This window comes from Pseudomonas salmasensis (genome assembly GCF_014268375.2).
Taxonomy (GTDB): domain Bacteria; phylum Pseudomonadota; class Gammaproteobacteria; order Pseudomonadales; family Pseudomonadaceae; genus Aquipseudomonas; species Aquipseudomonas salmasensis.
This window is the reverse complement of the sequence record NZ_CP077083.1, coordinates 2516854-2530786: the sequence shown is the minus strand read 5'-3', so window position 1 is coordinate 2530786 and position 13933 is coordinate 2516854. Positions and strand designations below refer to the sequence as shown.

Genomic DNA, 13933 nt, shown 5'->3' with positions numbered 1-13933 from the left:
GGAGCTGGCTTGCCTGCGATTGCGGTGTATCAGTCGGCTCATCCATTGGCTGATACGCGCGCAATCGCGGGCAAGCCCGCTCCCACAGGGGTTACTGCGCCACGGCAACCTTCCCGTTTCTGATCCGAAACCGATAGGCAACGTAGATAATCCCCACCCACACCGGCATCGCATACACCGACTCGCGAATCCCCGGAATCGCCAGCATCACGCCGATGATCATCACCATGAACGCCAGGCACAGGTAGTTGCTGAACGGGAACCAGAAGGTCTTGAACGACGGCGTCACGCCTTGCTCGCCCATGGCCTTGCGGAACTTGATGTGGGTCAGGCTGATCAGCGCCCAGTTGATCATCAGCGAAGCAACCACCAGCGCGAACAGCAACTCCAGCGCACTGTGCGGCGCCACGTAGTTGACCACCACGCACAGCATGGTCACCAGCGCCGAAATCGCCAGCGCCCGCAACGGCACGCCTTGTTTGTTGAGCTTCATCAGCGCCTTGGGCGCATCACCTTGTTCGGCCAGGCCGAACAGCATGCGGCTGTTGCAGTACACGCCGCTGTTGTACACCGACAACGCCGCGGTCAGCACCACGAAGTTGAGGATGTGGGCGGCGGTGTCGTTGCCGATCAGCGAGAAGATCTGCACAAACGGGCTACCGCTGTAGGCATCGCCCGACGCGCCGAGGGTTTGCAGCAGTTGATCCCACGGGTACAACGACAACAGCACGGTCAGCGCGCCGACGTAGAAAATCAGGATGCGGTACACCACCTGGTTGATCGCTTTGGGGATCACCTTGCGCGGTTCGCTGGCCTCGGCGGCGGTGATGCCGACCAGCTCCAGGCCACCGAACGAGAACATGATGAAGGCCATCGACATCAACAGCCCCATGCCGCCATTGGGGAAGAACCCACCGTGGCTCCACAGGTTGCTGACCGAGGCTTGCGGCCCGCCGGTGCCGCTGAACAGCAGGTAGCAGCCGAGCACGATCATGCCGACAATCGCCACCACCTTGATGATCGCAAACCAGAACTCGGCCTCCCCGAAGAACTTCACGTTCAGGGTGTTGATCAGGTTCACCGCGACAAAGAACACCAGCGCGCTGACCCAGGTTGGAATCTCTGGCCACCAGAACTGGATGTACTTGCCCACCGCCGTCAACTCGGCCATGCCCACCAGCACGTAGAGCACCCAGTAGTTCCAGCCCGCCAGGAAGCCCGCGTAACCGCCCCAGTATTTGTGTGCGAAGTGGCTGAAGGACCCGGCCACCGGCTCTTCGACGATCATCTCGCCGAGCTGGCGCATGATCAGGAACGCGATAAACCCGGCCACCGCATAACCCAGGATCATCGACGGCCCCGCCGACTTGAGTACCCCGGCCGAGCCGAGGAACAAGCCTGTACCAATCGCCCCTCCCAAGGCGATCAGCTGAATGTGCCGGTTCTTCAGGCCGCGCTTGAGGCCCACCGGGTTAACCATGTCATCCGCCATTAACATTCCCTTCTACTTGTTTTTCTCAAGGGTGATTGCACGCCGCATCGGCCCCTCAGAACTGCTGAGGGTCAGATATTACTCTGGGTAAACTTTTCGTAATACAGCTGGACGCCATCAAGTGCCTGATCCACCAGCCATTGTTGGATGGATTCGACCATTGGAGGCGGGCCGCATACGTACATATCCGCCGATGTGTCCCGCAATTCGGCCAGGTCGAAATGCTCGGTGAGGTAGCCGCGTTTGCCCGTCCACTCGGGCGAGGCGTCGCTCAGCACTTCGGTGTAGCGAAAGTTCGGGATTTTCGCCGCGTAGGCGTGGATACGCGCCGCTTCACATAAATCTTCAGCCCCGCGCACGCCGTAGTACAGGTGCACGGGTTGTGTGCAGCCGTTGACGGCCAGCTCATCGAGCATGCCCAGCAGCGCCGACAACCCCGTGCCGCCCGCCACCAGCACCAGTGGTTGGGTGACGTGCCGCAGATAAAACGCACCCAAGGGCGCCTCCATCAGCATTTCATCACCCACCTGGCAGCGTTCACGCAGGTAGTTGCTCATTATTCCATCGGGCAGCAGGCGCACCAGAAACTGCAATTGACTGCCCGGCCGGCTGGCGAAGGAATAGGAGCGCCAACTATCGGTGCCGGGCACCGACAGGCGCGCGTATTGGCCAGGCAAAAAGTCCAGTGGCTGGTCCAGTTGCACCTGCAGGATGGCGGTGCTGGTCGACACCTGCTGCACCGCGTTCACCGTACCGCGTACCTGCACAGGCCCGGGGGCGTTGCACAGGCTTGAATCGAAGTCGAAATAAAAGGTGGCGTCGGACTTCACCCGGGTCTGGCAACTGAGCATCTTGCGTTGTTGCAGGTCGAGGCTGGAGAGGGCTTCCTCGTCGACATAGTCCTGGGTGTACTCGCCGGACTCACAGCGCCCCTGGCAGGTGCCGCACACGCCTTCGCGGCAATCGAGCGGGATCTTGATGCCGTTGCGCAGCGCGGCATCCAAGAGGATTTCATGGGCGCCCACCGGGAAGAACAGGGTTTTGCCATCGGCGAAGCTGAAGGCCACTTTGTGATTCATTCACATAACTCCGTGGATAAGTATGAACCCCTTGTAGGAGCGAGCTTGCTCGCGAAGAACGTCAACGATGACGCGGGACATCCTGAATGAACGCGGCGTACTTACGTTTTTCGCGAGCAAGCTCGCTCCTACAGGCAGTGCACCACCGTTACAGGTGGTAGAAATCCAGCACCGAGTTAATCGTGTCGTTGAGCAGCAAGGCGTGCTTGCGCATGATCAGCCAGCTATCGCCCGCAGGCTTGAGGCGGTACGTGGCATACCCATAGAACTGCTCGGACGTGGCCAGGCGATAAAACAACGTGTGCCAGTTCAAACGCACCTCCAACGTGCCGTCGGCCTGCTCGGCAATGCGTACGTTATTGATCAGGTGCAAGGTGCGCGGCATCGGCGTGGCGGAGGCGGCTTTGCCGGTGCGCAGGCGGAACACGCGGTCTTCCAGGCCCGAACGGTTGGCGTAGTAGATCAACGACATTTCGCGCTTGGGGTCTTGGGTGTAGACGTGTTCCGAGTCCCATTGCGGCAGGTGGAATTCACTCTGCGGGTCGAACAACTGCACATAGGCGTCCCAGTCCTGGGCGTCGCACAGCTCGGACTTGCGGTAGAAGAATTGCTCGATCTGGTACTGCAATGGCGCGTTCATCACTTCACCTCCCGCAATGTCAAAGCTTGCTGGTCCAAACCCTTGAGCAGGAACTGCTGCCAGTTGCGATGCTGGTTGACGTACAGGCCTTCATGGGTGAATTCGGTGCCGGTCATCGCCGGTTGGATGCCGATAGCCTCGCTGTTGGGCGTCGGCCCGGTCTCCCAGCGATGGCTGCCCCGTGAGATGTCGCTCCAGCGTTCCAGACGGCCCTGGAAACCGCGCTGGGCTTCGCGAAACTCCACCAGATCATCGGGCGTGCCCATGCCCGAAACGTTGAAGAAGTCTTCGAACTGGCGAATCCGGTTTTCGCGGTCGGCGTCGGACTCGCCCTTAACGCCCAGGCACTGGCTGATGATCTCGGTCTTGTTCCAGGCCACCGGGCGGATGATGCGCAACTGCGAGCTGATCTGGTCGAGAAAGAACAGGCTGGGGTAGATGTTCAGGTTGCGCAGGCGGTGCATCATCCACTCGGCCTTCTGCTGGCCGTGTTCTTCCACCAGGCGCGGCATGATGGTGGCGTAGCCGGAGCGCACGCTGGGGTTGGGCATATCGCTGAACAGCACGCTATGGCCGTTGTTGAAGGCGAACCAACCGTCGTCGGTATTCGCGTCGCCGGCGCCGAGCTTGCTGTAGTCCAGCGTGGTGCTGGAACCTGCGCCGTTCTCGGTGTTGACCTGCTGGCGATGCTGCACGGTGGCCACGTAGTTGTAGTGCACGGTGCTGACGTGATAACCGTCCAGGCCGTTTTCGTTTTGCAGCTTCCAATTGCCGTCGTAGGTGTAGGCGGACTTGCCCGGCAGCACCTCCAACTTACCGGTGGCCGATTGCGCGACCATCATGTCGAAGAACACTTTGGCGTCGCCCAGGAAGTCTTCCAGGCTGTTGGTGCCGTTCACGTCCAGGCTGATAAACACAAAGCCTTTATAGCTTTCGATGCGCGCTTTTTTCAGGCCGCGGGTGGCCTTGTCGAAACCTTCCGGGTATTCCCCCGGCGCCTTGACCTTTACCAGTCGGCCATCGCTCTTGTAGCACCAGGCGTGAAACGGGCAGGTGAAGGTGGACTGGTTACCCTTACCCACGCGGGTAAGGGTGGTGCCGCGATGCTGGCAGGCATTGATCAGCGCGTTGAGCCGGCCTTCGCCGTCGCGGGTGATGATCATCGGCTGGCGCCCGGCGCGCATCGTCACGAAGTCGTGGTTATTGGCCAGTTCGCTTTCGTGGCAGGCGTAGATCCAGTTCTTCTCGAAGATCAGCTCCATCTCCAGGTCGAACAGCTCGGGCTCGGTGAACATGTCGCGGGCGATGCGGAACACTTCATCCGCCGGGCGAAAGTCCAGGCAGCTTTCGATAAAGGATTTCCATTGCTCGACGGTTCTTGCACCACTCATGGGAGGCACCTTTTGATCATGGCTAAACGGTGAGCCATTAAGCGGCTGCGATGCGGTGGCGGGCTATCCGCTTAATGGGGGAACGTAGGCCGCAAAGTTGGGCAGCAAATACCCATGGCGGTGCGCGCCGGTGACGGCATGCGCTACTGTGAAGGCGGGCGATGGTCGCAAAACCCTGGGGTTTATCCACATAGTCGACTGTTGCTATCCACCCAGTGAGAACTGCGCTGGCGTGGCCTGGAACTTGCTGTCGAGGTTCAACGACGCGCCGCCAGAGCGCGCAAATGCCTAACCGCCGTGGGTGCACCCTGATGACTAGTCAGACACGCGATATTCATATTCAACGCTTCGACCTGGAGGGCGCGTGCAGCTGGATGTCCGGCATCTGCGGGCCCCATCGCCTGGCGACGGCAACGCCCGAGCGCCTGCGCTTTCACCACAGCGCCAACGTGTTCAAATCCCGCGCCACCACCCTGGGCGTGATCGAGTACGGCACTGACGTGACCATCGACATCGAAGACGCCGAGCACTTCAGTAGCTACAGCTTGAGCCTGCCGTTGGTGGGCGAGCAGGAGCTGAGCAAGAACGGTGAGCGCCTCAGCTCCAACCGCGACCAGGGCGTGATCATTTCACCCAATGAGCATCAGGTGCTGGCGATTTCCGGTGACTGCCGCAAGTTGCAAGTGGTGATCACCCGCGCAGCGATGAGCGAGTCGCTGGAAGGTTTGCTGCAACGGCCCATTGATGCGCCGTTGCGCTTTGAGTCGGTGATGGATGCAGTGGACGGCGCCCCGGCTTCGTGGTGGCGCATGGCGCGATACTTCATCGCCGAATTGGAATGCAGCAGCGAATTGTACGAGCAGGCGGCGTTTACCCGCGACCTGGAAAGCTCACTGATCAAGGGCCTGATCCTGGCCCAACCGAATAACTACTCTGAAGAACTGCGCGACGTGCTGGGGGTGAAACTGCCGCACTACCTGATTCGCGCCCGGCAATTTATCCACGACAACGCCCGTGAAGCGCTGCACCTGGAAGACCTGGAAGCGGCGGCGGGCGTGTCGCGGTTCAAACTGTTCGATGCGTTTCGCAAGTACTTCGCGCTGTCGCCCATGGCGTATCTGAAGAAGCATCGGTTGGGGGCGGTGCGCCAGGAGATTCTGGAGCAGGGCTCGATCCGCACCATCTCTGAAATCGCCCTGGGTTGGGGGTTTACGCACTTGGGGCGGTTTTCGGCGGAGTACCGCAAGCTGTTCGATGAGTCGCCCAGCCAGACATTGCAGCGCAAGCGTTTGCGCAGCCTCTGAAACCAAATGTAGGAGCGAGGGGGACGCCTAGTTCTTGCTCGCGAAAAACGTCAACGATAACGCGTGCTTGCTGGATGAACGCGGCGCCTGTGAGTTTTTCGCGAGCAAGCTCGCTCCTACAAGGGAATTGCGGTGTTTGGGAAAATCTCAGATCAACTCTTCAACCAGTTGCAGGCAATGAGTCAGCCCCGGCGACTGATCATTCACCCGTCGGCTGAGGATGATCGGCGAACTCGCCGTCGCCTCCACCACCGGCGTATAGCCGATATCCGCCCGATGCAGCACCTGCACCGACGCCGGCACCAGCGTCACTCCCATACCTGCGCCCACCAGGCCAATAGCGGTCTGCAATTCGTTGGTCCATTGCGCCACCTTCACGCTCAAGCCATGGGCGTCGAACAGCGCGATCACATGGTCGGCATAACTGGGGCGCGGGTTGCCGGGGTAGAGCACAAAGGGTTCGGCGGCCAACTGGGCGAGGGTGGCCGGGGCGCCCAGCAACCGGTGACCACTGGGCAGCACGGCCACCAGGCGGTCTTCCACCAGTACGCGCTGGACGATGGCCGGGTCGTCAATGCGAATCCGCCCGAAGCCTACGTCAATGCGGCCCGCCTTGAGTGCTTCGACCTGCTGCAACGTCGTCATCTCCGACAAACCCAACTCCAGCTCCAGGGCCTCGTGCGTGCGCAGGCGCCGAATCAATTCCGGCAGCACGCCGTACAAGGTCGAGGGCGCAAAGCCGATGCCCAGCCAGGTTTTCTCGCCTTGGCCGATGCGCCGGGTGGTGTCGCAAACCTTGCCCAGTTGTTCGAGCAACACATTGGCATGTTCATAGAAAAACCGCCCGGCCTCTGTCAGCCGCAAAGGCCGGCTGCGCTCCAGCAACATCACCCCAAGCTCATCCTCCAGTTGCTGGATCTGCCGGCTCAATGGCGGCTGGGCGATGTGCAAACGTTCGGCGGCGCGGGTGAAGTTGAGGGTCTCGCCCAACACCTGGAAGTAGCGCAGGTGACGCAGTTCCATATCGACTCCTTTCATACCTTAAGGGTATTGCACGAGACCAATTCTATATTGGAAGCCCGAAAAAATGCGGAACAGAATCGACGCAAATCTATAAAGAACCCAACGGGTATTGCCATGCCGATTTGCGCCATCGAGTCGATCGAAACTGTCATCGTCGACCTTCCCACCATTCGCCCGCACAAGCTGGCGATGCACACGATGCAAAACCAGACCCTCGTTATCATCCGTCTGCGTTGCACCGACGGCATCGAGGGCATCGGTGAAGCCACCACCATCGGTGGCCTGAGCTACGGCAACGAGAGCCCCGACAGCATCAAGGTCAATATCGACCGCCACTTCGCGCCGCTGCTGATCGGCCAGGACGCGAGTAACGTCAATGCCGCCATGTTGCGCCTGGAGCGCAGTATTCGCGGCAACACCTTTGCCAAGTCCGGTATCGAAAGCGCCTTGCTCGACGCCCTCGGCAAACGCCTTGGGCTGCCGGTCAGCGAGCTGCTTGGCGGACGTGTGCGGGACGCGTTGCCGGTGGCCTGGACCCTGGCCAGCGGTAATACCGAACAAGACATCAACGAGGCCGAGAAGATGCTCGACCTGCGCCGTCACCGCCTCTTCAAATTGAAGATCGGCGCGGGCGAGGTCAATCGAGACCTGGCCCATGTGATCGCGATCAAAAAAGCCCTGGGTGAACGCGCCAGTGTGCGCGTCGACGTCAACCAGGCCTGGGATGAAGCCGTGGCCCTGCGGGCGTGCAAGGTGCTCGGCGACCACGGTATCGACCTGATCGAACAACCGATCTCACGTAATAACCGTGGTGGCATGGCCCGGCTCAACCTGTCGAGCCCGGCGCCGATCATGGCCGATGAATCTATCGAATGCGTCGAAGACGCCTTCAACCTGGCCCGTGAAGGCGCGGCCACGGTGTTCGCCCTCAAGATCGCCAAGAACGGCGGCCCTCGCGCCGTATTGCGCACGGCGGCGATAGCCGAAGCGGCCGGCATCGGCCTGTACGGCGGCACCATGCTTGAAGGTGGCATTGGCACCCTGGCCTCGGCCCATGCCTTTCTCACGCTGGACACCCTGGCGTGGGGCACCGAACTGTTCGGCCCGCTGTTGCTCACTGAAGACATTCTTGCCGAGCCACCGGTGTACCGCGATTTCCAGCTGCATGTGTCCACTGCGCCAGGCCTGGGCCTGATGCTTGATGAAGAGCGCCTGGCGTTCTTTCGCCGTGACAAACACTAAGAGGCCCTTGCCATGTTGTTCCACGTAAAAATGACCGTGAACCTGCCCCTCGACATGCACCCCGAGCGCGCTGCCAGCCTCAAGGCCGAGGAAAAAGCCTTGGCGCAACGCCTGCAACAAGAGGGCAAGTGGCGCCACCTGTGGCGCATCGCCGGGCATTACGCCAACTACAGCGTGTTCGATGTCGACAGCGTGCAGGACCTGCACGACCTGCTGATGCAACTGCCGTTGTTCCCCTACATGGCCATCGAAGTGAATGCGCTGTGCCGCCATCCGTCGTCGATCCATGCGGACGACCGCTGAGCCGGCTTGCACCTATAACTACAAGATGAGGAATGCACCATGTCCATCCGCCTGTCCCAGACTGCCCACGCCCAACAGTTTCTCGAAGAAGCCAGCGGTAACCTCAATGACGCGGGCAACCCACGCACCAAGGCGCTGATTTACCGGATCCTGCGCGACACCGTGAACATCATCGAAGACCTGGAAGTGACCCCGGAAGAATTCTGGAAGGCGGTCAACTACCTCAATGACCTAGGCAAAAACCAGGAGGCCGGCCTGCTCGCCGCCGGCTTGGGCCTGGAGCATTACCTGGACCTGTTGATGGACGCCGCCGACGAGGAGGCCGGTAAGTCGGGTGGCACGCCGCGCACCATTGAAGGCCCGTTGTATGTGGCCGGTGCGCCGCTGTCCCAGTACGAGGCGCGGCTGGATGATGGCCAGGACGACGCGGTGCCGTTGTTCATGCGCGGGCAAGTGCGCGATACCGACGGCAAGCCGTTGGCAGGGGCAATTGTGGATGTGTGGCAGGCCAACACGGGCGGGACCTATTCGTGGTTCGACCCGAATCAATCTGAGTTCAACCTGCGCCGGCGCATCGAGACCGACGCCCACGGCAACTACCGTTTTCGCAGCATCGTGCCTTCAGGCTACGGCTGCCCACCGAGCGGGCCGACGCAACAGTTGCTCGACCAACTCGGGCGCCACGGGCAACGGCCGGCGCATATCCACTTCTTCATCTCGGCGCCCGGGCACCGGCACCTGACCACACAGATCAACCTGTCGGATGACCCGTACCTGCATGATGACTTTGCCTATGCTACCCGGGATGAGCTGATTGCCGAGATTCGCTTCAGCGACGACCCGCAACTGGCGCGGGAGTTTGGCGTGCAAGGGCGGTTTGCGCAGATTGATTTTGACTTTGAGTTGCAGGTGGCGGATGCGCCAATAGAGCAGCAGCGCATGCAGCGAGTGCGTGCCCTCGAAGACTGATCTGTGGGAGCTGGCTTGCCTGCGATAGCGGTGGTGAATGTTCCACCGCTATCGCAGGCAAGCCAGCTCCCACATTGGTTTTGGGTTGCTTGTGTTATTTGCGCAGGACCAGGTCCAACACCTCATCCCGGTCCTTGATCTTCTGCAGCACGATCTCAGAACGGATATCCATCACCCCCGCCGTGCGGTTCAGGTGGTTCACGATAAAGTCCGAAAAGTGCTTGAGATTGCGCGCCTGTACCCGCAGCACATAGTTGCTGGCGCCGGTGATCACATAGGCGCTCGCCACCTCCGGCCAGCCTTGCACCTTCTTGATGAACGTCTCATGCCAGTCCTCCACATCCTGGCGCAACGACAGGTGCACGATGGCTTCCAGCTCGATCCCCAACTGCTCGGCGTTCAATACCGCGCGGTAACCGCTGATGATTCCTTCGCTCTCCAACAGGCGCAAACGGCGCAGGCACGCCGACGGCGACAGCGCGACTTTTTCCGCCAGTTCCTGGTTGCTGATGCGGCCATCCTGTTGCAGGAAATGCAGGAGGCGCAGGTCGGTGGCATCGAGAATCATGCTTGGAAGATATCCGCGTATTTGGAGGTTAAATTCGAATTTCCTACAGCTTAAATAGCCGTTTACCCACCACTTTGCACGAAAATTCTCTAAAAGTTCGTTCATTATTTGGTCCATCCTCACCTATAAAAACCAGGACGACCCATGACCACTCGAAGCCATTGCCAAGCCCTCGACGCCCAGGACCCTTTGGCCCCCCTGCGTGCCCAATTCGCCTTGCCCGAAGGGGTGATCTACCTCGACGGCAACTCCCTCGGCGCGCGCCCGGTGGCGGCGCTGGAGCGGGCACAACAGGTGATCGCCGAGGAGTGGGGCACTGGTTTGATTCGCAGCTGGAACAGCGCCGGTTGGGCGGATTTGTCCCAGCGCCTGGGCAATCGCCTGGCGCCATTGATTGGCGCGCGTGACGGCGAGGTGGTGATCACCGATACCACCTCGATCAACCTGTTCAAAGTGCTCAGCGCCGCCTTGAGTGTGCAGCGCCAACGCACGCCGGCGCGCAAGGTCATCGTCAGTGAAGCGAGCAATTTCCCCACTGATTTGTATATCGCCGAAGGCTTGGCCGAACTGCTGCAACAAGGCTATTCCCTGCGGCTGGTGAACAGCCCGGCCGAACTGCCCCAGGCCATCGATGCGGACGTGGCGGTGGTGATGCTCACCCACGTCAACTACAAGACCGGCTACATGTACGACATGGAGGCACTGACCGCACTGAGCCACGAGTGCGGCGCGCTGAGCATCTGGGACCTGGCGCATTCGGCGGGCGCGGTGCCTGTCGACTTGCACCAGGCCAATGCGGATTATGCGATTGGTTGCACTTACAAATACCTCAACGGCGGCCCGGGTTCCCAGGCGTTTGTGTGGGTCAACCCGGCGTTGGTGGATGTGGTGCGCCAGCCGTTGTCCGGATGGTTCGGGCATACCCGGCAGTTCGCCATGGAGTCCACCTACGCCCCCAGCGCCGGCATTGCTCGCTACCTGTGTGGTACCCAGCCGATCACCTCGTTGGCCATGGTGGAATGCGGCCTGGAGATCTTTGCCCAGACCGACATGGCCCGCCTGCGGACTAAATCTCTTGCGCTGACCGACCTGTTCATCGCATTGGTCGAAAGCCGCTGCGCCGCCCACGGCCTGGAACTGATCACCCCGCGTGAACACGCCCGGCGCGGCAGCCACGTCAGCTTTGAACACCCCGAAGGCTACGCGGTGATCCAGGCCTTGATCGCCCGAGGCGTGATCGGCGATTACCGTGAACCGCGGATCATGCGCTTTGGCTTCACGCCGTTGTACACCAGCTTTACCGAAGTGTGGGACGCCGTGGAAATCCTCGGCGAAATACTCGACAAGCGCACATGGGACCAGCCGCAATTCAAAGTGCGCAACAGCGTCACCTGACAACACACAAACCCACTGTAGGAGCGAGCTTGCTCGCGAAGATCGTCAACGATAACGCGCGAATGCTGAATGCACGCGGCGTTCTCAGGTTTTTCGCGAGCAAGCTCGCTCCTACAGAAAACAAGCGCTTCCTGTGCAATCACAATAATAAAGGGGCACACCAGTGACCACGCCAGACAACGGCTTTGCAGAGATTACCCACCGTGAACTGGGCCTGAGGCGCCAGCTCACTTCCGGCCAGATGAGCATGATCGCCATCGGTGGCGCCATCGGCACCGGGCTGTTCATGGGCAGCGCCTACGCCATCGGTTATGCCGGGCCGAGCGTGCTGGTGAGCTACGCCATCGGTGCGTTGATTACCTTGCTGCTGATGGGCTGCCTGGCGGAGATGACGGTGGCCCATTCCACCTCCGGTTCCTTTGGCGCCTATGCCGAGTTCTACATCAGCCCATTGGCCGGGTTCCTGGTGCGGTATGCCTACTGGGCAGCGATTGTGCTGGCGGTGGGGGCCGAGGTCACGGCAGTGGCGATGTACATGAAGTATTGGTTCGCCAATGTGCCGGAGTGGGTGTGGATTGTGTCGTTCTCCAGCGTGCTGATTGTGCTCAATGCGATCAGCGTGAAGACCTTCGGCAACTTCGAATACTGGTTCTCCACGATCAAGATCAGCGCCATTGTCGGTTTCATCATCCTGGCGGTGTATGTGGTGTTCGGCTCCGGCAACCCTGACTACGGGGTGCAGAACTACACGGCCCACGACGGCTTTTTCCCCCATGGCCTGAGTGGCATGTGGATCGCGGTGATCGTGTCGATCTTCAGCTACCTCAGCGTCGAGATGATCGCCGTGGCCGCCGGTGAAGCTGCCGACCCGGAGCAGGCGGTGAAGAAAGCCTTTCGCGCTACCATCGTGCGGTTGGTGGTGTTCTACCTGCTGACCCTGGCGCTGATGCTCGCCATCGTGCCCTGGAACCAGGCCGGCCAGGCCCAGAGCCCGTTTGTCACAGTGATGCAGACCATCGGCATTCCCGGCGCCACCGGGGTGATGAATTTCGTGATCCTGATCGCGGCGCTGTCGGCCATGAACAGCCAGCTCTACATCACCACGCGCATGATGTTCAGCTTGTCCCGTGCCGGTTTTGCGCCCAAGTCCATGGGCGCGTTGAGCAAGAACGGTATTCCCCTCAACGCATTGCTGCTGTCCAGCTCGGGCATTGCCCTGGCGACGTTGCTCAATGTGGTGTACCCGGAAAGCTCGTTCACCCTGATGATGGCGATCTCGATGTTTGGCGCGATCTTCACCTGGTTCATGATCTTCCTCACGCACCTGTTTTTCCGCCGCTATCGCAAGCGTCATGGCGGGGCGAAGTTGTCGTTCCAGTTGCGCTTGTTTCCCTACAGCACGTTGCTGGGGCTGGTGCTGATGGGGGCGGTGATGATCACCACCTATTTCACCGACGCATTCAAGATGACGCTGGTGTTTGGTGTGCCGTTCTTGCTGATTCTGTCGGCGGTCTACTACACCTTCTTCCACAAGCGAGCCCGATCCCCTGTAGGAGCGAGCTTGCTCGCGAAAAACCCGAGAGCCCCACGTTAAACCCGATAGCGCGCGTTATCGTTGACGATCTTCGCGAGCAAGCTCGCTCCTACAGGGGGGCAGTGAGCGCAGCGAGTAAGGTGCTGGCGTAACCGGGCAATTGCTCGAACGAGCGTGCGCATAACAACAGTTTGCGGCAGGCCCATTCTTCTTGCAGGGGGTGGGCCTTGAAGCGGCGCGCAGGTGGCCAACGGTCCAAGGCGGCCTGAGGCACGATGCCCAGGCCGGCGCCCCCGGCGACCATGCGAATCACCCCGTCAAAGCTGTCGGCGCGAATCCGTGTGTGCAGGCGAAAGCCTGCGTGCAAGGCCTGTTCTTCCAGGTACACCGCCAGCGCGCTGTTGGCTGCCAGGCTGACGTAATCGTAGTGCAAGCTGTCGATAAACCCGGCAGTGGTCAGTGGATGGTCGAGGGGTACGATCAGCACCAGCGGGTCGTCGCGAAACGCCAGGGTCTGCAAGCCGTGGGTGTCTACCGCATCGGAAATAATCCCCAGGTCGGCGGTGCCCTGGCGCAAGGCATGGGTGATGCGCAGGCTGGGCAACTCTTGCAGGTCGATATCGAGGTTGGGGTGTTTGCGCAGAAAATCTGCGAGCAGTTCCGGCAGGTATTCGCTGAGGGCGGTGGTGTTGCACAGCAAGCGTACCTGGCCTTTGACGCCGTTGGCGTATTCGGCCAGGTCTTGTTGCAGGTGGTCGGCCTGTTGCAACAGCAGGCGAGCGTGTCGGGCCAGGGCTTTGCCCGCGGGTGTTGGGGTGACGCCACGGCGGCCGCGCTCGAGAAACGTAATACCCAGTGAAGATTCCATTGCCCGGATGCGTGCGCTGGCGGCAGCCAGGGACAGGTGGCTGCGGGCCGCGCCGGCGGTGATATTGCCGGTGTCCAGGATGTGCAGGTAGAGGCGCAGGTCGATCAGGTCAAAGTGCATGAAGT

At 60.7% G+C, this 13933-nt stretch carries 13 protein-coding genes; 6 read left to right on the top strand and 7 right to left on the bottom strand.

The features are described from left to right. Positions 1–91 precede the first annotated feature (91 nt). The 4 genes from HU731_RS11175 to antA form a co-directional block, all read right to left on the bottom strand. Positions 92–1492: an amino acid permease gene (locus HU731_RS11175; protein ID WP_034128783.1), complete on the bottom strand. Its 1401-nt coding sequence runs from the start codon at positions 1490–1492 to the stop codon at positions 92–94. Positions 1493–1563: 71 nt separating this feature from the next. Then, positions 1564–2571, bottom strand: a complete 1008-nt coding sequence (gene antC / locus HU731_RS11170; protein WP_186608716.1) for an anthranilate 1,2-dioxygenase electron transfer component AntC — start codon at positions 2569–2571, stop codon at positions 1564–1566. Between the two features lie 148 nt (positions 2572–2719). Continuing rightward, complete coding sequence (gene antB, locus HU731_RS11165; protein ID WP_186608717.1) at positions 2720–3211, bottom strand: anthranilate 1,2-dioxygenase small subunit; 492 nt, start codon at positions 3209–3211, stop codon at positions 2720–2722. Further along, positions 3211–4602, bottom strand: coding sequence for an anthranilate 1,2-dioxygenase large subunit (gene antA / locus HU731_RS11160; RefSeq protein ID WP_186608718.1), 1392 nt, complete (start codon positions 4600–4602; stop codon positions 3211–3213). Before antA ends, antB begins: the two co-directional genes overlap by 1 nt. 311 nt (positions 4603–4913) lie before the next feature. On the opposite strand from antA, the gene HU731_RS11155 reads away from it, so the two are divergent. Continuing rightward, positions 4914–5906, top strand: coding sequence for an AraC family transcriptional regulator (locus HU731_RS11155; RefSeq protein ID WP_047711774.1), 993 nt, complete (start codon positions 4914–4916; stop codon positions 5904–5906). A 147-nt stretch (positions 5907–6053) separates the two neighbouring features. Here HU731_RS11155 and HU731_RS11150 read toward each other — a convergent pair whose 3' ends face one another. Then, on the bottom strand, positions 6054–6929 hold the full coding sequence (locus tag HU731_RS11150) for a LysR family transcriptional regulator (RefSeq protein WP_186608719.1): 876 nt from the start codon (positions 6927–6929) through the stop codon (positions 6054–6056). A gap of 114 nt (positions 6930–7043) precedes the next feature. Here HU731_RS11150 and HU731_RS11145 point away from each other — a divergent pair, with 114 nt between their 5' ends. From HU731_RS11145 to catA, 3 genes are read left to right on the top strand one after another with little or no spacing between them, the layout of a single operon-like run. Then, complete coding sequence (locus HU731_RS11145; protein WP_186608720.1) at positions 7044–8171, top strand: muconate cycloisomerase family protein; 1128 nt, start codon at positions 7044–7046, stop codon at positions 8169–8171. Between the two features lie 12 nt (positions 8172–8183). After that, entirely contained in the window at positions 8184–8474 is a 291-nt protein-coding gene (catC, locus tag HU731_RS11140) for a muconolactone Delta-isomerase (RefSeq protein WP_014719906.1), read from the top strand. 39 nt (positions 8475–8513) lie between these two features. Further along, positions 8514–9443, top strand: coding sequence for a catechol 1,2-dioxygenase (catA, locus tag HU731_RS11135; RefSeq protein ID WP_186608721.1), 930 nt, complete (start codon positions 8514–8516; stop codon positions 9441–9443). 94 nt (positions 9444–9537) lie between these two features. Here the strand turns inward: catA and HU731_RS11130 are convergent, their stop codons facing one another. Further along, a complete protein-coding gene (locus HU731_RS11130; RefSeq protein ID WP_003194103.1) occupies positions 9538–10011 on the bottom strand; it encodes an Lrp/AsnC family transcriptional regulator in 474 nt (157 codons plus the stop codon). A gap of 144 nt (positions 10012–10155) precedes the next feature. Here HU731_RS11130 and kynU point away from each other — a divergent pair, with 144 nt between their 5' ends. Together kynU and HU731_RS11120 are read left to right on the top strand one after the other, a co-directional pair. Next, positions 10156–11406: a kynureninase gene (kynU, locus tag HU731_RS11125; protein WP_186608722.1), complete on the top strand. Its 1251-nt coding sequence runs from the start codon at positions 10156–10158 to the stop codon at positions 11404–11406. A 163-nt stretch (positions 11407–11569) separates the two neighbouring features. Beyond that, positions 11570–13000 (top strand): amino acid permease, encoded by a 1431-nt coding sequence (locus HU731_RS11120; protein ID WP_186608723.1) that lies wholly within the window; start codon positions 11570–11572, stop codon positions 12998–13000. Between the two features lie 49 nt (positions 13001–13049). Here HU731_RS11120 and HU731_RS11115 read toward each other — a convergent pair whose 3' ends face one another. Continuing rightward, complete coding sequence (locus HU731_RS11115) at positions 13050–13928, bottom strand: LysR substrate-binding domain-containing protein (RefSeq protein WP_186608724.1); 879 nt, start codon at positions 13926–13928, stop codon at positions 13050–13052. Positions 13929–13933 lie beyond the last annotated feature (5 nt).